Source organism: Nonomuraea sp. ZG12 (genome assembly GCF_052068115.1).
Taxonomy (GTDB): Bacteria; Actinomycetota; Actinomycetes; order Streptosporangiales; family Streptosporangiaceae; genus Nonomuraea.
In genome coordinates, this window is the sequence record NZ_JBQHCW010000001.1 from 309,207 (window position 1) to 329,513 (window position 20,307).

Consider the following 20,307-nt stretch of genomic DNA (forward strand, 5'->3'; position numbering starts at 1 on the left):
TTTTTCCCGGGGATCGAGGGCAGACGTGGTGCTGATCACGGAGAGGCGGCCGGTGCGTGATGAGGCCGGGCCGCCGCTGCGCAGGCTGGGGTTCTTCCTGGCGAGGCGGCGGCGGGCGGTGCTGGGGCTGGCCCTGGCGCTCGCCGTAGTGGCCGGCGTGCTCGCCGCGGGGGCGGTGCCGCGGATGTCGCTGTCCAGGTTCGAGGCGCCCGGATCGGAGTCGGACCGGGCGCAGGCCGAGCTGGTCGAGCGGTTCGGCACCGGCAGCCCCGACATGATCTTCCTGGTGACCGCGAGGCGGGGGACGGTCGACGACCCCGAGGTCGCCGCCGCCGGGCGGGAGCTGGCCGAGCGGGTCGCGCGGCACGAAGGCGTGGCGGAGGTCGAGTCCTACTGGAGCCGGGGCCGGCCCGCGACGATGCGCAGCGGCGACGGTGCGCACGCGCTGATCCTGGTGCGCGTCCCCGGCGACGCCGACCATGTGCGGGCGACGGTGCTGCCCCGGCTCGTGCCCGACATCACCCGGGGCGGGGACCTGCTCCAGGTGCGTGCCGGAGGCGGCGAGGAGGTTTTCAGGGCGACCGTGCCGCTGGCCAGGGACGACTTCGTGCGCGCCGAGCTGGTGATCTTCCCGCTGGCCTTCGTGCTGCTCTGGCTCTACCTGCGGCGCGCGGTCGCCGCGCTGGTGCCGATCCTGGCCGGCGTGCTCGCCATGGCCGTCGCGCTGGCGCTGCTGCGTATCCCTCTGCTGTTCGTGGACGTCTCCACCTTCGCCCTGAACCTGATCCTCGCCATGGGCCTGGGGCTCGGCATCGACTACTGCCTGATCATGATCTCGCGGTTCCGGGAGGAGGTGCGCGCCGGGCGGGACCGGGCCGCGGCCGTCGCCGGGACCGTGCAGCACGCCGGGCGGACGGTGATCTACAGCGGGCTCACCGTCACCGCCTCGCTCGCCGTGCTGTTCGCGCTGCCGTTCGATTTCCTGCGGTCCTTCGCGTACGGGGGCATCGCCGTCGTCGTCGGCGGCCTGATCGCGGCCGTCGTGGTGCTGCCCGCGGTGCTCGCCACGATCGGCGGCGCGCTGCTGCCACGGCGTGAGCCGAGCGCGCGGGGCGCCGGATTCTGGCACGGGCTGGCGATCCGGGTGATGCGGCGGCCGCTGCTGTACGGCGGGCTGGCCACGGCGCTGCTGCTCATTCTGGCCTCGCCGTTCCTGGGCCTGCGCCTGGGCACCGCCGACGACCGGATCCTGCCGCCGGACGCCGCGCCCCGGCAGACGCAGGACCTCATCAGGCAGACCTTCTCCGCGGAGGAGTCCGACGCCGTGCAGATCGTCTCCACGGGCGCCGCCGGCCAGGACGTGACGGGCTACGCCGGCGCGTTGTCCCGGGTGCCAGGGGTCGCCCAGGTGGACTCCGCCGCCGGGATCTTCGCGGGCGGGCAGCGGGTCGGCGACGGCGAGGTGTCGAGGTTCGCCGGCGGTGCGGGGACCTGGCTGTCGGTGGTGCCCTCGGCCGAGGCGATGGCCGGCGACCCCGTCCAATTCGTCGACGCGGTGCGCGCCGTCCAGCCGCCCTTCCCGGCGCTGGTCGGCGGCTACCCGGCCGAGCTGGCCGACTACCGCGCCTCGGTGGTCGACCGGCTGCCGCTGCTGCTCGGGCTGATGCTCGGCGTGACGTTCCTGGTGCTGCTGCTCATGACGCGCAGCGTGATCCTGCCGATCAAGGCGACCGTCCTGAACGTGCTCAGCCTCGGCGTCATGTTCGGCGCGATGGTCTGGATCTTCCAGGAGGGCAACCTGTCCGGGCTGCTCGGCTTCACCGCCACCGGCACGCTCGACACCAGCATCCCGATCCTCATGCTCTGCGTCGCCTACGGGCTGTCGATGGACTACGAGGTGTTCCTGCTGTCACGGATCAAGGAGGAGTACGACCGGACCGGCGACACGGAGGAGGCGGTGGCGGCCGGGCTGCAGAACGGCGCCCCGCTGATCACCGCCGCGGGCGGGATCCTGGCGCTCACGTTCGCCGCCTACCTCACCGCTTCGGTGTCGTTCGTGCAGATGCTCGGCCTCGGCATGGCGGTCGCGGTGCTGGTGGACGCGACCGTGATCAGGACGGTGCTGGTGCCGAGCCTGATGCGCCTGGCCGGGCCGCTCAACTGGTGGCCTAGAGGTCGCGCGACCACATCTGCTCGTTGACCTCGACGCCGTTCTCCATCCCCTTCTCCTGGGAGTCCAGCTCGAACCCGGCCGCCTGGTAGATGCGCCTCGCGCTCACCAGGCTGTCGCGGGTCCACAGCACGATCCGTTTGTAGCCCTCCGCCTTGGCGTGCCGCAGGCACTCCTCGACCAGCCGCCCGCCCAGCCCGAGCCCCCGGGCGGACGGCTCGACCAGCAGCAGCCGCAGCTGCGCGGTGGTGTCGTCCCGGCGCACGCAGAACACGCAGCCCGCGCGCGCCCCGCCGGCCTCGGCGATCCAGCACGTGTCGTGCGCCTGGTCGAAGTCGGCGACGATCCGCGCGACGGTGCGCTCGAAGTCCATGCCCCAGCCGTACTCCTGGGCGTAGAGCGCGCCGTGCCGCTGGACGACCCAGCTCAGGTCGCCGGCGCGCGGCGGCCTGATGAGAGTCTGCGGCCGCTCGGCGGGAGCGTCGAGCAGGCTCCTGATCGTCCGCATGCCGGCGACCAGCCGCTCCTGGCCGTCCTCCGGCAGCCCGGCGAGCAGCCGCTCGGCGTCCCTGTCAGAGCCGCTGTCGAGGGTGGCGAAGGCCTCGGCGCCCGCCGGGGTGAGGCGTACGACGTGCTTACGGGCGTCGGTGGCCGAGCGCTCCCTGACGATCAGCCCGTCACCGTCGAACCGTGCCAGGATCCTGCTCAGGTAGCCGGCGTCCAGGTCGAGCAGCCCGCGCAGCTCGCCGGTCTCCATCTGGCCGGCGTGCGCCACCTCGAACAGCACCCTGCACTCGGTGAGGGAGTAGGGGGAGCTGTGCATGCCGGCCTGCAGGAGGCCGATCACCTTCGTGTAGAAGCGGTTGAACGCCCGGACCTCCGCGATCCTTGCCTCCGTCAACGAACTCATTGCCTCAGTCAAGCATGAGAGAATGCCCCTTGTGAAGAGGCACCTCCACATAGGCGGCTACGGCCCCGGCATCCTGACGATCGGCGAGGGGCTGACGCGGGTCGCCTCGCCGTCGTTCCTGGCCGCACACCCCGCACTGCCCGTCATCTACGCGGTGGGAGAGCTCTCCCAGGGCTGGATCACCGCCTACGGCGCGGAGGGCGGCACGCTCGCGCCGTGGGGCGAGCGCGCCAGCGAGGGCGACAGCCCCTGCCATGTCGCGGTGCACCCATCCGGCGACCTGCTCGCGGTCGCCCACTACGGCGACGGCGCCGCCGGGCTGCACCGGCTCGACGAGCGCGGGCTGTTCACCGGCGAGCCGACCGTGCTCGGCCACCAGGGCTCCGGGCCGGTCGCGGACCGCCAGGAGGGTCCGCACGCCCACCAGTGCGTCTTCCACGACGACCTGCTGTACGTCTCCGACCTCGGCACCGACGAGATCCGCCGCTACACGCTCGACGGCGTCGCGCTGGAGCCGATCGTGCTGCCGCCCGGCACCGGCCCGCGCCACTTCGCCTTCGCCGGCTCCCGCCTCTACGTGGCCGGCGAGCTCGACGGCAGCGTCACGCTGGTCGACGGCGAGCGGACCGTCCGCGTGCCGGCCTCCGCGACCGGCGCCGCCAACGCCCCTTCGCACCTGGAGCTCGCGGGCGACCTGGTCTACGTGGCCAACCGCGGGCCCGACACGATCTCCGTGCTGCGGGCCGACGACCTGACGCCGGTGGCGGAGGTGCCGTCGGGAGGCACGTGGCCCCGCCACTTCGCCGTGGACGGCGAGCGCCTGTACGTCGCCAACCAGAACTCGGGCGGGGTCGCGGTGTTCGCGCTCAAGGACGGCGTCCCGGAGCCGACGGGTGAGGCGCACGAGGTGGAGAGCCCCTCCTGCGTGCTGCTCCGGTAGGCGGCCCCTACGCCTTCCCGCCGGTGATCGCGTCCAGCACGAGCTTGACGTATTCCTCGGCGGCCGCCTTGGTCACCCCGAGGTCGTTCAGCGCCCGCACGGCGGGCTCGTCCTCCACCGACAGGATGGCGAGCAGCAGGTGCTCGGTGCCCACGTAGTTGTGGCCGAGCCGCAACGCCTCACGGAGCGTGAGCTCCAGCGCCTTCTTGCCCTGGGCGGAGAACGGGACGGACTCGGGCGTCGTGGCGCCCCCCGGCCCGAGCGTGGGCTCCACGGCCGCGCGCACCGCGTCGAGCGATGCCCCGGCCGCTCCCATGGCCTTGGCCGCCAGTGCGTGGGGCTCGTGCAGCAGGCCGAGCGTCAGATGGCCGACGCCGATGTGATCGTGTCCGAGGCGGCGCGCCTCGTCCTGGGCGCGTACGATCACCGTCCGGGCCCGGTCGGTGTAGCGGGTGAAGGTGCGCAGGTCGTCGGCCAGCGAGCCGGTGCCGCCCTCCTTGGGGACGAACCTCTTCTGCGCGGCCTGCTTGGTGACGCCCATGCTGCGGCCGATGTCGGTCCAGGAGGCGCCGGCGTGCCGGGCGCGGTCGACGAAGTGGCCGATCAGATGGTCGGCCACCTCGCCCAGGTGCTCGCCGAGCGTGACGGCGTCCGACAGCTCGCCCAGGGGGTCGCTGTCGGGGTGGCGGCTTCTGATCGCATTGATCAGATCGTCGAGACGGACGGTGTGTTCCATGCGTCAACCGTAAGTTGACGCACCCACATCGTCAACCCTAGGTTGACGATATGCCGCCTCCCGGATTACTTCCGAGGCAGGGCCGGGGATCAACACATGATCGGGACGAGCGCGGGGAGGCACGAGCGCGTCGGTTGTGGATCCGCCGGTTCGGGCTGCTGCGATGGTGGCCGTTCGCCGGGTGGCGGAGTTTCGGCGGTACCCTCGGGCGGGCTCTGGCTCGGCGCGGGTGAGGGCGAGCCGGAAGGCTCTGGCGTGCTCGTCGGTGTGGAGGCAGGTTGAGCGGTCGGCGTCGGGGTGGTGGCTGTCGGACGTGGGGACACGTGCCCGGATGGAGTCATGGCCGGCTGCGTCGCCGGCGGCTGAAGGGCAGGCTCCACGTGCTTGTGCTGCCTGAGCGGTGGCTTGTCGCGTTTGGCCTCTTGCCTGGGCTTGCCGGTGATCTGGTCGGCGACGGTCTGACCGGCTACGGCCTGGTAGGCCAGGATGCCGCCCATGCTGACGGCGAAGACCAGTGCGGCGGCGACGGCCACCTTGATCCATGACGGTTTTCCGCGCTGTGCCGGTTCTGGCGTCGCTCCCGGTGTGGACTGCCCCGCGGACGGCTCCTTTTCCGCGAGATGTCCGTGCCAGGCGGTCACCGTGTGCTTCTTGACCTTGGCACCGGTGCGCTTGAGGTAATGCGTGTATACGGCGGTCCCCACCGTGGTGCCGGCGCTCATGAGAGCGGCGCCGATCACGGTGCCCGCCACTCCGAGGTAGGAGGCGGCCACCGCGACGGTCACCGCGGCGAGAGCGCTTCCCACGATCTGCGGCCCGGTCAGCTCGAATTTCCGCTGCTCGCCGCTCATGTTCTGGATCGCTCCAATCTGATGGACAGCGGTGGATGTGCGCCCGTGAATTCGGCGAGAGAACGATCACGAGCGGAGAGGTGGAGCCGCGCTTCCGAATCACCCACCCGGTTCCGCCGCGCGCGCCACCCCGACGGTCCGCTTCGGCGGCGTCACCGCCGGCTGACGCGCGGCTCTGCGATCTCGGCCGTGCGGATGCTGCTTCTGGCGGGAGTCGAACTCGGCCGATTTCGACCGGGGCCTGTCATCATTGGGGCGGCTCCGTGCGCCGGCGAGGTGTTATCGATGGGTTCATTAGCCCGAGCCTAGATTCGTCACCCCGCATGAACCGGAAGACCCACCGCTGACCAGGACGGCTCTTTACCTGGAGATACGCGGCCGGAGGCGGTCGGACTCGACGCCTGGGTCCGTGGTCAATGGCCGGCGGTCATGTCGTTGCCCAGTATGAACACGTGAATCCGAGATCACTCGTCACCGGCCGAGGGCCCTTAGGCGAAGGGTGGCAAGCCCGCCCAGGTGACAGTTATCGCCGGGGCGGCCCACCGAAGCCCAGCGCAGGTGCCCGAGGAGTCACGACGATGGGCGTTACTCCCCGGTGGCCCCGTCCACCGCCTCCCGGAGCAGGTCGGCATGGCCGTTGTGCCGCGCGTACTCCTCGATCATGTGCAGCAGGATCCACCGCAGGCTGGGCGCCCGGCCGTCCGGCCAGGTGCGCTGGGCCGGCCGGTCCAGGCCGCCCTCGGCCAGCGCCTGCGCCACCAGGGTGCGGGAGCGGGCCACGGTGTCCTGCCAGAGCCCGAGCAGCTGTTCGGAAGTGTCCCGCGCCGCCGAGTGCCAGGCCCAGTCGGGATCGGCCGCCCAGTCCACCGAGTCCCACGGCGGCTGCCGGTCGTGTCCGTGCAGCCACCGGGAGAACCAGGAGTCCTCGACGTGGGCGAGGTGTTTGAGCAGCCCGCCCAAGGTCATCGACGAGGCTCCGACGGTGACACTCAGACCGGCCGCGTCGAGCCCCGCGCACTTCCACGCCAGGGTCGCGCGCTGGTAGTCCAGGAATCCCAGAACGGTGCCGGTCTCGTCGGCCGTGAGGGGCGGCTCCGGGCGGCCTTGCTCGTCCACGTCGATCATGGGCGATGAGTCTATCGGCGGGCCCGGTGCCCGGCCAGGGACCGGTGCTGGTCCCCGATCAGGTCACGCCGGATGGGTCGAGGCCAGCTCGACGGCCGCGCGCCACCGCTCGTACGCCTCGTCGTCGCGCCCGCCCGGCTCGAAGCGGCGGTCGAGCTGCCAGGTCTTGCGCAGCTCGTCGCGCGACCCCCACACCCCGGCGCCCAGCCCGGCCAGGAACGCCGCGCCCAGCGCCGTGGTCTCCTGGATCACCGGCCGCTCCACGGCCGTGCCGAGCTGGTCGGCCTGGAGCTGCATCAGCAGGTCGTTGGCGCTGGCCCCGCCGTCGGCCTTGAGCACCGGCGGGGTGCCGTCCGTCATCACCTCCACCACGTCCCGCACCTCGAACGCGATCGCCTCCAGGGTGGCCCTGACCAGGTGCGCCCTGGTCGTGCCCCGGGTGATCCCGGTGATCAGGCCGCGCGCCTGCGGGTCCCAGTGGGGCGCGCCGAGCCCGGTCAGGGCGGGCACGAACACCACGCCGCCGCTGTCGCGCACGGTGCGCGCCACCGCCTCCGACTCGGCCGCCGTGCCGATCAGGCCGAGCCCGTCACGCAGCCACTGCACCGCGGCCCCGGTCACGAAGATCGACCCCTCCAGCGCGTACGTGCGCTCGCCCGAAGGCGCCTGCCAGGCGACCGTGGTCAGCAGCCCCGCCTGTGAGCGGACGATCTCCGTGCCGGTGTTGGTCAGGATGAACGAGCCCGTCCCGTAGGTGCACTTCACCTCGCCCACGCCGTAGCAGGTCTGCCCGAACAGCGCCGCCTGCTGGTCGCCGGCCACTCCGCTGATGGGCAGGTCCAGCCCGAGGAACGCGCCCGGATCCGTCCGGCCGATCGGGCCGAAGTTGGGCACGATCGACGGCAGCGCCGCCTCCGGCACGCCGAACAGCTCGCACAGCTCCGGCTCCCACGCGCCGGAGCTCAGGCCGTACAGCAGGGTGCGCGCGGCGTTGGACGGGTCGGTGACGTGGCGCGCGCCCGCGGTGAGGCGGGCGATGAGGTAGGAGTCGACGGTGCCGACCACGACCTGGCCCGAGGTGACGCCCTGCCAGACGCGCGGGTCGTGCGCGGCGATCCAGGCGAGCTTGGAGGCGGTGAAGTACGGGTCCAGGCGCAGGCCGGTCAGCTCGGACACGCGTGGCTCGTGGCCCCGCGAGCGCAGGTCCTCGCAGATCGCGGCGGTGCGGCGGTCCTGCCAGACGATCGCGCGGCGCGGCGCGGCCAGCGTCCGGCGGTCCCACAGCACCGCCGTCTCCCGCTGGTTGGTGATCCCGACGCAGGCCGGGATGGCCGAGGCCGTCGCCAGGGCCGCCGAGCAGGCGCTCAGCGTGGCCTGCCAGATATCCTCGGGATTGTGCTCGACCCAGCCGGGTTCGGGAAAGTGCTGGGCGAACTCCTGATAGCCGCGGGCCTCGATCCGGCCGTCCTCGGTCACCACCAATGCGGTGACCCCCGTCGTTCCCGCGTCGATGGCCAACACGCTCACGAAATCGCCTCCAGCACTGGTTTCGGTCGGTACGCTCTGGTTTGGTCTAGACCAGTGCCCGACGGTACGGGCACAATGCGATTCTGGTCGTGAACCCCATCGGGAGGAACCCGTCATGCGTATCGGAGTGCTCACCGGAGGTGGCGATTGCCCCGGTCTCAACGCTGTGATCAGAGCCGTCGTCCGGAAGGGCGTGAGCGTTTACGGCCACGAGTTCGTCGGCTTCCGTGATGGCTGGCGAGGCCCGCTCGAAGGCGAGACGATGCCGCTGGACATCCAGGCCGTACGCGGCATCCTGCCCAGAGGCGGCACCATCCTCGGCTCGTCGCGCACCAACCCCATCAAGATCGAGGGCGGTGTCGACCGGATCAAGGAGAACCTCGCCTCGAGCGGGGTCGACGCGCTGATCGCCATCGGCGGCGAGGACACGCTCGGCGTGGCCCGGCAGCTGTTCGACCGCGGCGTCCAGGTCGTCGGCGTCCCCAAGACCATCGACAACGACCTGTCGGGCACCGACTACACCTTCGGCTTCGACACCGCCGTCAACATCGCCACGGAGGCCATCGACCGGCTGCACACCACCGCCGAGTCCCACCACCGGGCGCTGATCTGCGAGGTCATGGGCAGGCACGCCGGCTGGATCGCCCTGCACGCCGGCATGGCCGGTGGCGCCAACGTCATCCTCATCCCGGAGAAGCCGTTCGACATCGACCGGGTGTGCGAGTACGTCGAGTCGCGGTTCCGCACCCGCTACTCGCCGATCCTCGTCGTGGCCGAGGGCGCGCACCCCATCGAGGGGCAGATGGAGCTGCAGGCGGGCGAGCTCGACGCGTTCGGGCACGTACGTCTCGGCGGCATCGGCGAGATGCTGGCCAAGGAGATCGAGAAGCGCACCGGCAAGGAGGCCCGCACCACCGTGCTCGGCCACATCCAGCGCGGCGGCACCCCCACCGCGTTCGACCGGGTGCTGGCCACCAGGTTCGGGCTGCAGGCGATCGACGCGGTGCACGAGGGAGAGTACGGGACGATGGTCGCGCTGCGCGGCACCGACATCGTCCGGGTCGGCCTCGACGAGGCGACGGCCGAGCTGAAGACCGTGCCGGCGTCGCGTTACGCCGAGGCCGAGGTGTTCTTCGGCTGATTGTAAGTGGCTTGCAAGCGGGCGGCCGTAGCTTGAGGACCAGCGGGTTTCCGCTGAAACCCTCCTCAGGGTACGGCTTGCGCCGCGGAGAGTCGGCGGCCCACCACGCGCCGCAAGCCGTACCTTAAGAGATAGCTGGACCGCGGGGCGTGCCGAAGAGATCCACTTCCGGCGCGCCCTCGCCGGTGGCCGGTCCTGCCACTTCACCACCTGCGAGGCGCCGGTCCGCGACTGCGTCCACAGCGGAACGAGCGGCGATGTCGAGCAGGACCTTCATGGGGGCGTCGCCGGCGCGCGCTGCGTGGAAGGCCGCGGCGGCTTCGTCCAGAGGGAAGACCGCCACCGGCAAGCGGTCGAGGCCGAGTGGGTCGTCCGGGAGGAGTGCCACGGCCTTGGTGAGGTCATCGCGGGTGTAGACCCGGGAACCGAGCAGGCGCCGCTCGCCGAAACACAGGGCTCTCAGGTCGAGCGCCACCGGGTCCGGGTAGACGGCCACCAGCACGATCGTGCCGGTCTCGCGAGCCGAGGCGGGCAGCACGCGGGCGACGTCGGGATGTCCCGCCGTGTCGAAGACGATGTCCGCCCCCTCGGATGCGTTCGTGGAGCGGAACCAGGTCGCCGGGTCGACGCCGTCGGGGACGGTTTCGAAGCCGCAGGCGGCGGCTGTTCTTCTGCGGCTCGCCTTCGGTTCGGCGATGACGATCCGGGCGGCACCGGCCTCGCGGGCGACCAGTGCGACGAGGATGCCGATCGGGCCCGCGCCGAAGACGAGCACCGACTCGCCTCCCCGCATCCGCGCTTGAGCCACCGAGTGCACCGCGACGGCGAGGGGCTCCGCCCATGCGGCGCGACGAACCGGCACCCCGGGCCGCACCGGGACGACCCGGTCGGCCGGCACCGCCATGTAGTCGGCGAGGCCGCCCGCCTCGTCGATTCCGAACAGTTCGAGCTCGCGGCATACGTGTGCCGCCTGATCGCGGCAGGCCCGGCAACGGCCGCAGGCGATGAGCGGCTCGACGACCGCTCGCGTCCCGGCGGGCGGTCCGTCCGGACCCGTTCGTTCGACGGTTCCGACGATCTCGTGACCGATCACCAGGGGAGCGGTCGCCCGGGGGTGCCGTCCCGCGACGATGGCGAGGTCGGTCCCGCAGATGCCGCCGTACTCCACCCGCAGAAGCAGCCATCCGTCCGGTACGTGTGGATACGGGACGTCGCGTACGTCGACACGTCCCGGAGCGGTCCAGACGGCGGCACGCATGGTGGCGTTCCGCGACACGGCCTTCGTCACCATGGTCAGAGCTCCTTGGGTCTGTTCGGTCCGGTACACCATCGGCGTCGAGTGCCGGGGTCAGCGCCGGAACTGGTCGGCATAGTCGGCTCCCAGGCCGTTCGCCGCGTAGTGGGCGCGGCACATGTCCAACTTGGTGAAGGCGTCCTCGTAGCCGATCTGGCGGCCGTCCTCGTCGAGGTAGATCATCGCGCCGCTGATGTTGAAGAAGGTGATCATCTCTTGGCAGTGGTCGGGAACCCGCAGGGTGTGGATCTCGCCGGGCGGCTCGTAGACGAATCCTCCGGTGCGAGCCGTCCAGTCGTGCTCGTCGTACTTCCACTCGCCCGCGATGACGTATCCCACGACGATGCCGGGATGCCGATGACGGGAGACGATGCCTGACTTGGTCACCTTGAGAAGGTTGCACCACTGGCCGGTCACGGTGTTGATGAACAGCGGGCGGAAGAAGACGCCAGGGGCCTGCGGGACCCACACCCGGTCATCGTCCGGGATCGCGTCGACGGCGATCTCCAGCGGGATGTCGGACGAGACGGCGATCTGCTGCATGTGCGAGTTCCTCTTCTCTTGTCTGGCTGGGGGTCGGGAAGGGGCGTGGGCTAGTACCTGTCGGAGTTGACGGCCCCGGGGAACTCGGGTTCGGTGCCCTCGCGCACGGCGCGGATGCCGGCCTCGGCGTCCGGCAGCGTCGCGCTGAGGGCCTCGACGTAGAGCGAGTGCTCGAAGATGCCCATGTTGTGCAGGTACCAGTCGTTCAACGCCGCCTTGGTGCCCTGGATGGCGAACTGCGGCCCCTCGGCGAGCCGCGTCGCGATCTCGTTCGCGGTCGGCATGAGGTCCTCGTGGGGGACGCACGTGCCGACCAGCCCGATCTCGGCGGCTTCCCGGCCGGTGATCCGGTTGCCGAGCAGGAGGTGGTACTTCGAGCGGGCCATGCCGATCGCGAGGGGCCACACGAGGGCGGCGTGATCGCCCGCCGCGAGACCGAGTCGGACGTGGCCGTCGATGAGCACCGCTCGCTCGCTGGCGATCGAGATGTCCGCGAGCAGGGCGATCGCCAGGCCTCCGCCGACCGCGACCCCGTTGATGGCGGAGACGATCGGCTTGCGGCATGCGATCATGTTGCGCACCAGGGCGCGGCCGTCGCGCGTGTCGACGGGGAGGGGCCCGTTGCCCTCCTTGATGTCACCGCCCGCGCAGAAGGCACGTCCTGCGCCGGTGATCAGGGCGACGTTCATCTCCGGGTCGGCGTCGAACTCACGCCAGATGCGACCCTGTTCGGCGTGCCCGATCTCGCCGGACGCGTTCAGCTTCTCGGGGCGGTTCATGGTGATGCGGAGGACTCGATCCGCCCCCGGCTCCACCTTGAGGAATTCGTAGTCGCCGTACATCTGCTGCTCCTGTCATCGTCGGTGTTGAGGGAGTCCTAGGTGGCCGTCCGCCGGGGTTACGCCGCGACCGCGGCGATCGTGTCGGCGAACACGCCGGGTGCCTCCACGGGCACGAAGTGCCCGACCCCGTCCACGGGCACCACCGTCACGTCCGCGAAGAACGCGTCGAGCCGGTCGGACCACGCGCGGGGGAAGAGCGGGTCGTGGTCGGGCCACAGGAACGTCGTCGGGACGGAGATCCGGTCGGCGGGGTCCGGCTCGGTCTCGGCGAGCGCGCGGGCGACCATTCCGCTCCCCGCGCGGTACCAGCCGATCGACGCGACGAACGCCCCAGGAGCGCCGTAGGCGGCGGCGAGGTGGTCGAGCCGCTCGTCGTCGACGGTGTGGTCCGGGCCGGACCAGCGTGACCAGAAGTGCTTCAGGTAGGCGCGGGCGCGGCTCACGTCGCCGTCGATCAGCTCGCGGGCGAGGTCGAGCTGGTGGAACGGCTGGTACCAGAACTCGCGTATCGGATGCTCGTCGAGGACCCGCCGCCCGACGCCCGGAGCCGGCGGGGTGACCACCAGGGCGCGCACCAGGTCCGGCCGGTCGACGGCGAGCTGCAGGCCGACGCGGCCGCCGATGTCGTAACCGCCGACCACGGCCGCCGAGACTCCCAGCTCGTCGAGCAGCCCGGCCACGCTGCGCGCCTGGGCCGGGGCGCCGTAGCACTCGGCGGGATCCCGGTCGTGCTTGTCGGACTGCCCGAACCCGCGCAGGTCCGGTACGACGACGTCGAATCCGGTGCCGGCGAGCCGTCCGGCCACGGCCGCATGGTCGGTCCGGTCACCCGGCCAGCCGTGCAGCAGCAGGACGGGGGACCCGGCAGGGTCGCCATGCCGGTCGTAGGCGAGGCGGAAGTCGTCGATGGGCTGGGACAACAACATCGGTGCTCCTTGCGCGGGTGTCGTCAACTCTGTGCTTCTCCTGCTGCGGGGTCGCCCAGCGAGACATGGCCGTTCGGGAGCGCGTCGATCTCCGCGACCCCGAGCAGGCGGAGGGTGCGGGTCAGCTCAGTGCGCAGGATGTCCAGCGCCCGGTCCACGCCTCGCTCCCCGCCGGCCATCAGGCCGTAGAGGTAGGCCCGGCCCACCAGGACGCCGGTCGCCCCGAGGGCGATCGCCGCGGCGACGTCCGCTCCGGACCTGACACCGCCGTCGACGAAGACCTCGGCACGGTCGCCGACGGCCGCGCGGACGTGCGGCAGCACCCGCAACGGCGTCGCCGCCCGGTCCAGTTGCCGCCCGCCGTGGTTGGAGACGACCACGCCGTCGGCTCCGGCGTCGACCACCATGCGGGCGTCCTCGACGGTCTGGATCCCTTTCACCACCAGCGAGTGGGGCCATGCGCCGCGGAGCCAGCGGAGGTCGTCGATGCCCGCGCTGGGGTCGAACAGGCTGTCGGCGAGCTCGGCGGCCGTGCCCTTCCAGGAGCCGAACGACGCGAACCTCAGCGGATCGGTGGTCAGCAGGTTCGCCCACCAGCGCGGATGGACAGCCATGTCGGCGAGCGTCCGGGGGCCGATCATCGGTGGGATGGTCAGGCCGTTGCGCAGGTCCCGGAGCCGAGCGCCGGAGACCGGTGTGTCGACGGTCAGCATCAGGGTGTCGTAGCCGGCCGCCAGGGCCCGCTTGACGAGGTCCTCTCCCGCCGCCCGATCGCGCCAGAGGTACAGCTGGAACCATTTCCGGCCGGTGGGCTCGGCGGCGACGAGGTCCTCGACGGACGTGGTCCCCATCGTCGACAGGGTGTACGGGATGCCCGCCCGCGCGGCGGCGCGCGCCACGGCCACCTCCCCGTCGTGGTGCATCATCCGGGTGTAGCCGGTCGGCGCGAGCACGACGGGGAGCTCCGACTTCTTGCCGAGCAGCACGCGGCCGAGCTCGACCTGGGCGACGTCGCGCAGTACCGCCGGGTGGAAGTGGACATCCCGGTAGGCCGCACGGGCACGGGCCAGGCTGATCTCAGACTCCGCGCCGCCGTCGACATAGTCGAACACGGCGCGGGGAACGCGCCGCCGGGCGATCGCACGCAGATCCCCGAGGCTGCGGGCGCGGGCGAGGCGGTGCTCCGTCGTCGGCGGGGCGAAGGCGCGCAGGTCGATCACGTCGGTGAGGTCTGACCATCGCGGAAGACGGCGTCGCCGTCGGATCGGCTCGTCGGATGCCATGGGGGGGTTCTCCTTCGGTCTTCTGCTGCGGGCGTCAGATCTGCCGGTCGACGCCACGCCAGTACGGCTCGCGCACACGATTCTTGAGAACCTTCCCGTTGGGGCTGCGCGGGAGCTCCCGGACGATGTCGATGCGCTTCGGAGCCCGGATGCCACCCAGCCGCTCGCGACACCAGGCGACGAGCTCCCCGGGGGTGGCGTCGGCCCCTGGACGCAGCTCGACCACGCCGGTCACCGCTTCACCCCAGTCCGGATGCGGAATGCCGACGACGGCGCAGTCACCCACCGCGGGATGGCTCCACAGGACCTGTTCCACCTCGCTCGGGTACACGTTGAAACCACCCGAGATGATCAGGTCTTTCTTCCGGTCGGTGATGTAGAGGTAGCCGTCGTCGTCGAGGTGGCCGATGTCGCCGGTGTGCAGCCAGCCGTCGACCACCGTCGCCGCCGTCTGCTCGGGCTGGGCGTAGTAGCCCGCCATGACCGTGTCCCCGCGCACGCAGATCTCGCCCGCCGTCCCCCGGGGCACGGCGTTGCCCTCGTCGTCGCGGATCTCGAAGGAGATGAGCGGGGTCGGCCGGCCGCAGGAGGCGAGCCGCGTCTCGTTGAGGCTGCCGTCCGGATCGAAGAGTTCCGCGCATCGCATCAGCGCGATGGTTCCCGGCGACTCCGTCTGACCGTACGCGGCCGTCATCACGGGCCCGAAGACGTCGATGGCCTGTCTGAGCCGCTCGACCGACATCGGCGCGGAGGCATAGATCAGGTAGCGCAGCGATGAGAAGTCGCGTTTCTGGCTTTCCAGATGGTCGAGCCAGCGGTAGATCACCGTCGGGGGCAGGAACATCTCGGTGACGCCGTACTGTTCGACCACGTCGGCGAGCACCGTGTGGTCGGCCTTCTCCAGGACCACGACCGTGCCGCCCCGCGCCGTCGCCGGCAGGCTGAGGAACCCGCTGGTGTGCGTCATCGGCGCCGCGGCGAGGTTGACGATCGGCTGGTGGGCCTCATAGCCCAGCAGCATCAGCAGGTGAGCGGTGGACGTGTGGAAGTTGCGATGGCTGCTCATCACGCCCTTGGGCCGGTCCGTGGTCCCACCGGTCGGCGGAATCGCGACGATGTCGTCGATCGCGGTCCGGACGTGCGGGGGTTCGGCGGGGTAGGCGGCGCACCAGCGGTGCAGTTCGGGGGCGTCCGCCATCTCCCGGTCGAGGCACACGGCCAGGCGGAGACCAGGCGACCTGCCCCGGAGCGACTCCACCACGCCTGCCATCGACGAGTGGTAGAAGATCGCTTCGCAGTCGAAGGACGCGGCGAGCTCGGCCGTCTCCTCCTGCGGCATGGCGGGGTTCAGCGGCACCCAGAGCATTCCGGCCCGCCAGCTGCCGATCACGCAGATCCAGGCCTCCGGGTGGTTCGGCGACAGGACGGCGACCTTCGTGCCCGGCTCCAGGGCGGCGCTCAACCCCTGCGCCACCCGGCAGGACAAGGCGTACGCCTCGCGGTAGGTCCACTGGCGGCCGTCCATGATGTACGCGGGACCGTCCGGGTTCTGACGGAGCCCGCGATCGAAGAATTCGGTGATCCTCACGCCCCACGTCCCTTTGACGTGCCGCCGGCGCCGACGCGGGGCGGCTTGGACGGCGATATGAGGTTTGTCGCGATGTCGGCAGTGCTGTTCATCAGCCGGCTCCTCTCATCGACCTGTGGCACTGCTGACCGGCCGGCGTGTCGCCGCCTGCGCAGTGCTTCAACGACTCGATGGTCCAGTGCGGCCGCCCCCGCTTCTACGGTGAGCGCCCCAACCGTCGGCGACCGCGATTGGATGCCGCTACAACGTCTGGCAGAATGCGGTGACAGGAGGCAGGAATTGGAACCATCGGCACTGCCCGCCGATGTCGCCGGGCGATCGTTTCGCGACAGCGTGGCGAGGCTGATGGACGACGTCGACGAACTCGTCGCACGAACCGTCGCGTTCGGCGACGAGCAACGGCCGCCGTACGCGGTGGTGCCGCGCAGCGCCATCGAGGCGTCGGTCCGGATGAACCTGGAGACCGTCCGCGACTCGCTTCTCGCCGGGGCGCCCGTCATCGACGACCGCGATGTCGAGGCCCTGACCATCCGGGTCGACGAGCGCCTCGGGCAGGGTCTCCGGGTCGAGGACGGGATCCAGGGCTGGCGTAAGTCCATCGGCGTCATCCAGGAACGATTCATCGAGATCGCGGCCGAACACGACGTCGACGTGGCCGAGGTGCTCAATGCCGTCCGCGTGCTCTGGCAACTGAGCGACCTGATGACCAATCAGATGACCGCGCTCTTTCGGAGCCGGCAGCTCACCGGCGCGCTGCGGCACTCCCAGCTGCGCGCGGAGTTCCTGGAGAAGGTTCTCGCCGGAGGGCTCCCGGTTCCCGAGGTGCACGCGCGGGGGGAGGAGCTCGGCCTGGACACCGGCATCGACTACTTGACGGTGAAGGCGGGCACCGCGCAGGGCGCGTCGGTGGAGGCCCTGCGACGTCGCCTGGAAACGCGGGCGACCGACCTGGTCGTGGTCGCCGACGGCTATTGCTTCGGGCTGCTGTCCGGTCCCATCGGCGTCCTGGCAAGCGAGGACGTCGTCGCGCTCGGCCCTGCGGCGCCGCTGCCCGAGGTCGCGGGCTCGTTCGAGCTCGCGACCCGCATTTACGACTGGATGCGGCAGCATGGCGTTCGCGGCCGGCGCAGGATCGAGGACATCGGCTGGCGGCTCGCGGTGGACCGGGACGACGCCGTCACCTCGCTCCTGCTACGCCGCTACCGGGCGCCGCTCGACCCGATGGGCGAGTTCGGCGCGCTCATCTGGCGCAGCGTCCGCGCCTACGTGAGCGCGGACAAGAACGTGGCCCGCGCGGCCGAGGCACTGGTCGTCCACCAGAACACCCTTCGCTACCGGCTCGCGCGCTTCACGGAGATCACGGGGGCCAATCTGGATTCCACGGATACGTTGCTCGAAGTGGCCTGGGCCCTCGCCGCGGACCCGGACGAGACGACATGAATCGCCCGGTCGCGGAGAGAGCCCCCGGCCCAGCCGCACGCCCGTTGTAGCAGCCTCCAATCAGGCGGGCTGATCGATGGCGGCGGCCACGCCCGCCCGGGTCGTGCGCCGGACGATCGCCGCGGCACACCAGCAGGACAGCAGGACGACCACCGAGAGGCCGATGCCGAGCAGGGTCGAGCCGTTCGGCAACGTCGCGACCAGTGTGGCGACGAAAGGTGTCAGACCGCCGATGACGACCCCGAGCTGCATGCTCAGGGACAGGCCCGAATAGCTGACCTTCGTGGCGAAGGCCTCGGCGATCATCACGGGGTAGACGCCCGTGATGACGGCCCAGCCGATGCCGAAGAGCAGCAGGTAGGCGGAGATCACGAGCACCGCGGAACCGCTCCCGATCATGGGGAAGAAGAACAACGCGGTGATCGCGATGAACACCGCGCCCGCGAGATACGTGGGCAGCCTGCCGAAACGGTCGGACAGGGCGCCCGCGGCGGGGACGAGGGCGAGGTGCAGCGCGCCGCTGAGAATGATCCCGAGCAGCGGCAGTGAGGCGGGCACATCGTGCTCGCGTGCGTACGCCAGGCTGTAGATGACGGTGATGTACGACGCCACCGCCTGGCCTGCCTGTACGCCGCCGGCGAGCAGGATCTGGGCCGGGTGGGTGCGGATGACGTCGCGGATCGGGGAGGCCGACACCTGATCGTTCGCCTTGTTCCGCTCGAAGTCCGGGGTCTCGGCCAGCCCGAACCTGATCAGGAGTCCGATGAGGACCAGGAGACCGCCCGCCCAGAACGGGATGCGCCAGCCCCACGCCAGCACCGCTGCGGGGTCCATGGTGTTGGTGACGGCGAGGAACGCGAGATTGCCGAGGACCAGGCCGAAGGACACGCCCGCGCCGGGCAGCGACGCGAACAGCCCACGGCGCCCCTCGGCGGCGTGCTCGGCGACGAGGAGGACCGCCCCGGGTTGTTCGCCGCCGAAGGCGAACCCCTGCGCGAGCCGGAGCAGGACGAGCAGCACCGCTCCCCAGTAACCGATCGAGTCGTATCCGGGCAGGCAGCCGATCAGCACCGTGGACACGCCCATGATGAGCATCGTCGTGACGAGGACGTTCTTTCGCCCCAGCCGGTCACCGAAGTGGCCGAAGACGATGCCGCCGAGCGGGCGGGCGAGGAAGCCGACGCCGAAGGTGACGAAGGACGCCAGCACACCCAGCGTCGGATCGGCGGAGGGGAAGAAGAGCGGTCCGAAGACCAGGGCCGAGGCCAGCCCGTAGATGGCGAAGTCGTAGTACTCGAGTATCGTCCCCCCCAAGCTCGCGGCGGCCGCACGCCGCGTGTGCTTCAGAGAGTGGGAGGGGGACGTCCCCAGCTGATCTGTTGTCATGACCGTAACTCCTTGGTGCAAAGGGGGTGGAAGTCGCGAGGGACGGCCACGGAAGTGCTAGTCCTCGACGGCGACCCGGATGACGACCTTCCCGACGACGGCACCGGTGGACAGGAGTCCTTGTGCCTCCTCGGTCTGTTGCCAGGGGACGACCCGCTCGATGACCGGGCGAAGCTTCGTGAGGTCCAGATTCCGGACCTGCTGGTAGAGATCGGCCAGCTCGGCCGGGGTGCGGGTGCGGAACGTGACCCCGCGAAAAGTGAGTTGCTTCAGCGAGAACGCCTCCAGATCCGCCGTCGCCTCCGCGCCCGCGGCACGCCCGACGTTGACGATCCGCCCGTTGATCGCCGCCGCGGCGACGAGGTCGGGGAAGTAGCTCCCGCCGACGTGGTCCACGGCCACGTCGGCGCCTGCCCCGCCGGTCGCGTCGAGCACGTGGTCCGCGAAGCCGCGCCCCGTGCTGTGCAGGACGAGGTCGGCGCCGAGGCGGTGGAGGACGTCGTCCGCGCGGTCCGATCGCGCCACGGCGATGATCCGGCCGGCCCCGAGATGCCGTGCGAGCTGCACTCCCTGCAGGCCCATGCCCGAGGTGGCGCCGGTGATGACGACGCTCTCGCCGGCCCGCAGGCCGTCGGCGGCGGTCAGCGCGCTGCATTCGGTCAGCAGGGCGACGATCGCGGCCGCGCCCTCCTCGTCGGACCATTCCGGCGGGATCGGGACGGTGAACCGCGCGTCGGCGACCACCTGCTCCGCCAGGCTGCTGGGCACCATGGCCATCACCCGGTCGCCGACCCGCACGCCCGTGACGCCGTCGCCGACCTCGGTGACCTCCCCGGCAGCGTCCAGGCCCGCCACCCACGGAACGCCGTCCGCCGGGGGCTTGCCGTACCCGCCCTGAGGCACGAACCGGTCGACGTAGTTGACCGAGACGGCGCGGACGGAGATCCGGACCTGGCCGTGGCCGAGTTTCGGCTCCGGGACGTCGCCGAGGGCGAGCGTCGCGCCGCCGGCGTGCCGCTGGATCAGCACTGCTTTCATCGCGGCCCTGTCTCGTTTCCCGTCCCGTTTCCCGTCCCGTTCCCTGTCCCGGTGATCTCGGACAGCAGGGCCGCCATGTCGCGGACGGGCCTGGTGCCGTCCCAGCCCTCGGCGGCCTGGGCGATCGCGTCGAACAGCGCGCGCTTGTCGACCCCTCGCTCGGAGATCTCGATGGCGGTGCCGTCGGCGGCCCCGCCGTCGAAGTAGGCGAACCGGTCGTCGGGCCTGCCGCGTCCTGATCTGCCGTGGTGGATCTCGACGTACCCGCGGGCCAGCGCGGCCGCCACGCAGGCGTCGAAGTGCTCGGTCCAGAAGGCGACATGGTGCAGGCCCTCGCCGAACTTGCCGACGAACGTGTGGAAGAACGACGGCGAGTCGTCGCGCAGCTGGATCAGCTCGATCTGCACGCCACCGGATTGCGCCAGGGCGCCGTCGTTCTCCAGGTAGTAGAACGGCCCGACGCCCGGGCCTTCGATCCACTGGCGCATGGCCGCGTGGATGTCCGTGACGATGTAGCCGAGTTGCCGAATCGGCCCGAAGGGCATGGTCATGGGTCTCCTCCGAGTG

18 protein-coding genes are annotated in these 20,307 nt (G+C 71.0%); 4 read left to right on the forward strand and 14 right to left on the reverse strand.

Going from position 1 to position 20,307, the window contains the following annotated elements:
• Window positions 1–52: 52 nt before the first annotated feature.
• Window positions 53–2,200 carry an MMPL family transporter gene (locus ACTMTF_RS01390; RefSeq protein ID WP_441108844.1) on the forward strand — a complete coding sequence of 716 codons (2,148 nt, stop codon included), beginning with the start codon at window positions 53–55 and terminating at the stop codon, window positions 2,198–2,200.
• Here ACTMTF_RS01390 and ACTMTF_RS01395 read toward each other — a convergent pair.
• Window positions 2,169–3,080, reverse strand: coding sequence for a bifunctional helix-turn-helix transcriptional regulator/GNAT family N-acetyltransferase (locus ACTMTF_RS01395; protein ID WP_441108845.1), 912 nt, complete (start codon window positions 3,078–3,080; stop codon window positions 2,169–2,171). The genes ACTMTF_RS01390 and ACTMTF_RS01395 overlap by 32 nt on opposite strands.
• A gap of 31 nt (window positions 3,081–3,111) precedes the next feature.
• Between ACTMTF_RS01395 and ACTMTF_RS01400 the strand changes: the two genes are divergently transcribed.
• Window positions 3,112–4,020, forward strand: coding sequence for a lactonase family protein (locus ACTMTF_RS01400; RefSeq protein WP_441108846.1), 909 nt, complete (start codon window positions 3,112–3,114; stop codon window positions 4,018–4,020).
• A 7-nt stretch (window positions 4,021–4,027) separates the two neighbouring features.
• Here the strand turns inward: ACTMTF_RS01400 and ACTMTF_RS01405 are convergent, their stop codons facing one another.
• The 4 genes from ACTMTF_RS01405 to glpK all read right to left on the reverse strand — a co-directional run bounded on the left by ACTMTF_RS01405 (window position 4,028) and on the right by glpK (window position 8,259).
• Window positions 4,028–4,756, reverse strand: coding sequence for a Clp protease N-terminal domain-containing protein (locus ACTMTF_RS01405; protein ID WP_441108847.1), 729 nt, complete (start codon window positions 4,754–4,756; stop codon window positions 4,028–4,030).
• An 89-nt stretch (window positions 4,757–4,845) separates the two neighbouring features.
• A complete protein-coding gene (locus ACTMTF_RS01410; RefSeq protein ID WP_441108848.1) occupies window positions 4,846–5,607 on the reverse strand; it encodes a hypothetical protein in 762 nt (253 codons plus the stop codon).
• 585 nt (window positions 5,608–6,192) lie between these two features.
• Entirely contained in the window at window positions 6,193–6,732 is a 540-nt protein-coding gene (locus ACTMTF_RS01415) for a DinB family protein (RefSeq protein WP_441108849.1), read from the reverse strand.
• Between the two features lie 63 nt (window positions 6,733–6,795).
• Window positions 6,796–8,259: a glycerol kinase GlpK gene (gene glpK / locus ACTMTF_RS01420; RefSeq protein WP_441108850.1), complete on the reverse strand. Its 1,464-nt coding sequence runs from the start codon at window positions 8,257–8,259 to the stop codon at window positions 6,796–6,798.
• Window positions 8,260–8,374: 115 nt separating this feature from the next.
• On the opposite strand from glpK, the gene ACTMTF_RS01425 reads away from it, so the two are divergent.
• Window positions 8,375–9,400, forward strand: a complete 1,026-nt coding sequence (locus tag ACTMTF_RS01425) for a 6-phosphofructokinase (protein ID WP_441108851.1) — start codon at window positions 8,375–8,377, stop codon at window positions 9,398–9,400.
• A 124-nt stretch (window positions 9,401–9,524) separates the two neighbouring features.
• Here ACTMTF_RS01425 and ACTMTF_RS01430 read toward each other — a convergent pair whose 3' ends face one another.
• The 6 genes from ACTMTF_RS01430 to ACTMTF_RS01455 are packed head-to-tail and all read right to left on the reverse strand — an operon-like array spanning window position 9,525 to window position 15,876.
• Window positions 9,525–10,691 (reverse strand): zinc-dependent alcohol dehydrogenase, encoded by a 1,167-nt coding sequence (locus tag ACTMTF_RS01430; RefSeq protein ID WP_441108852.1) that lies wholly within the window; start codon window positions 10,689–10,691, stop codon window positions 9,525–9,527.
• A gap of 57 nt (window positions 10,692–10,748) precedes the next feature.
• Window positions 10,749–11,237, reverse strand: coding sequence for a 2,4'-dihydroxyacetophenone dioxygenase family protein (locus ACTMTF_RS01435; RefSeq protein ID WP_441108853.1), 489 nt, complete (start codon window positions 11,235–11,237; stop codon window positions 10,749–10,751).
• Between the two features lie 50 nt (window positions 11,238–11,287).
• Entirely contained in the window at window positions 11,288–12,079 is a 792-nt protein-coding gene (locus ACTMTF_RS01440; protein WP_441108854.1) for an enoyl-CoA hydratase/isomerase family protein, read from the reverse strand.
• A 56-nt stretch (window positions 12,080–12,135) separates the two neighbouring features.
• Window positions 12,136–13,005 carry an alpha/beta fold hydrolase gene (locus ACTMTF_RS01445; RefSeq protein ID WP_441108855.1) on the reverse strand — a complete coding sequence of 290 codons (870 nt, stop codon included), beginning with the start codon at window positions 13,003–13,005 and terminating at the stop codon, window positions 12,136–12,138.
• A gap of 23 nt (window positions 13,006–13,028) precedes the next feature.
• Window positions 13,029–14,288, reverse strand: coding sequence for an alpha-hydroxy acid oxidase (locus ACTMTF_RS01450; RefSeq protein WP_441108856.1), 1,260 nt, complete (start codon window positions 14,286–14,288; stop codon window positions 13,029–13,031).
• 34 nt (window positions 14,289–14,322) lie between these two features.
• Window positions 14,323–15,876: a class I adenylate-forming enzyme family protein gene (locus ACTMTF_RS01455; RefSeq protein ID WP_441108857.1), complete on the reverse strand. Its 1,554-nt coding sequence runs from the start codon at window positions 15,874–15,876 to the stop codon at window positions 14,323–14,325.
• 345 nt (window positions 15,877–16,221) lie between these two features.
• Here ACTMTF_RS01455 and ACTMTF_RS01460 point away from each other — a divergent pair, with 345 nt between their 5' ends.
• Window positions 16,222–17,316, forward strand: a complete 1,095-nt coding sequence (locus ACTMTF_RS01460; RefSeq protein ID WP_441108858.1) for a PucR family transcriptional regulator — start codon at window positions 16,222–16,224, stop codon at window positions 17,314–17,316.
• A gap of 60 nt (window positions 17,317–17,376) precedes the next feature.
• Here ACTMTF_RS01460 and ACTMTF_RS01465 read toward each other — a convergent pair whose 3' ends face one another.
• From ACTMTF_RS01465 to ACTMTF_RS01475, 3 genes are read right to left on the reverse strand one after another with little or no spacing between them, the layout of a single operon-like run.
• Window positions 17,377–18,702 carry an MFS transporter gene (locus ACTMTF_RS01465; protein ID WP_441108859.1) on the reverse strand — a complete coding sequence of 442 codons (1,326 nt, stop codon included), beginning with the start codon at window positions 18,700–18,702 and terminating at the stop codon, window positions 17,377–17,379.
• Window positions 18,703–18,759: 57 nt separating this feature from the next.
• Window positions 18,760–19,740, reverse strand: a complete 981-nt coding sequence (locus ACTMTF_RS01470; protein ID WP_441108860.1) for a quinone oxidoreductase family protein — start codon at window positions 19,738–19,740, stop codon at window positions 18,760–18,762.
• Entirely contained in the window at window positions 19,737–20,291 is a 555-nt protein-coding gene (locus ACTMTF_RS01475; RefSeq protein ID WP_441108861.1) for a VOC family protein, read from the reverse strand. Before ACTMTF_RS01475 ends, ACTMTF_RS01470 begins: the two co-directional genes overlap by 4 nt.
• Between the last annotated feature and the right edge of the window lie 16 nt (window positions 20,292–20,307).

Coding starts and splice junctions, on each gene's coding strand:
- ACTMTF_RS01460 (WP_441108858.1), top strand. CDS start 16,222: ATGGACGACGTCGACGAACTCGTCGCACGAACCGTCGCGTTCGGCGAC.
- ACTMTF_RS01410 (WP_441108848.1), bottom strand. CDS start 5,607: ATGAGCGGCGAGCAGCGGAAATTCGAGCTGACCGGGCCGCAGATCGTG.
- ACTMTF_RS01405 (WP_441108847.1), bottom strand. CDS start 4,756: ATGGAACACACCGTCCGTCTCGACGATCTGATCAATGCGATCAGAAGC.
- ACTMTF_RS01395 (WP_441108845.1), bottom strand. CDS start 3,080: ATGAGTTCGTTGACGGAGGCAAGGATCGCGGAGGTCCGGGCGTTCAAC.
- ACTMTF_RS01450 (WP_441108856.1), bottom strand. CDS start 14,288: ATGGCATCCGACGAGCCGATCCGACGGCGACGCCGTCTTCCGCGATGG.
- ACTMTF_RS01465 (WP_441108859.1), bottom strand. CDS start 18,702: ATGACAACAGATCAGCTGGGGACGTCCCCCTCCCACTCTCTGAAGCAC.
- ACTMTF_RS01475 (WP_441108861.1), bottom strand. CDS start 20,291: ATGACCATGCCCTTCGGGCCGATTCGGCAACTCGGCTACATCGTCACG.
- ACTMTF_RS01445 (WP_441108855.1), bottom strand. CDS start 13,005: ATGTTGTTGTCCCAGCCCATCGACGACTTCCGCCTCGCCTACGACCGG.
- ACTMTF_RS01430 (WP_441108852.1), bottom strand. CDS start 10,691: ATGGTGACGAAGGCCGTGTCGCGGAACGCCACCATGCGTGCCGCCGTC.
- ACTMTF_RS01440 (WP_441108854.1), bottom strand. CDS start 12,079: ATGTACGGCGACTACGAATTCCTCAAGGTGGAGCCGGGGGCGGATCGA.
- ACTMTF_RS01415 (WP_441108849.1), bottom strand. CDS start 6,732: ATGATCGACGTGGACGAGCAAGGCCGCCCGGAGCCGCCCCTCACGGCC.
- ACTMTF_RS01425 (WP_441108851.1), top strand. CDS start 8,375: ATGCGTATCGGAGTGCTCACCGGAGGTGGCGATTGCCCCGGTCTCAAC.
- ACTMTF_RS01435 (WP_441108853.1), bottom strand. CDS start 11,237: ATGCAGCAGATCGCCGTCTCGTCCGACATCCCGCTGGAGATCGCCGTC.
- ACTMTF_RS01470 (WP_441108860.1), bottom strand. CDS start 19,740: ATGAAAGCAGTGCTGATCCAGCGGCACGCCGGCGGCGCGACGCTCGCC.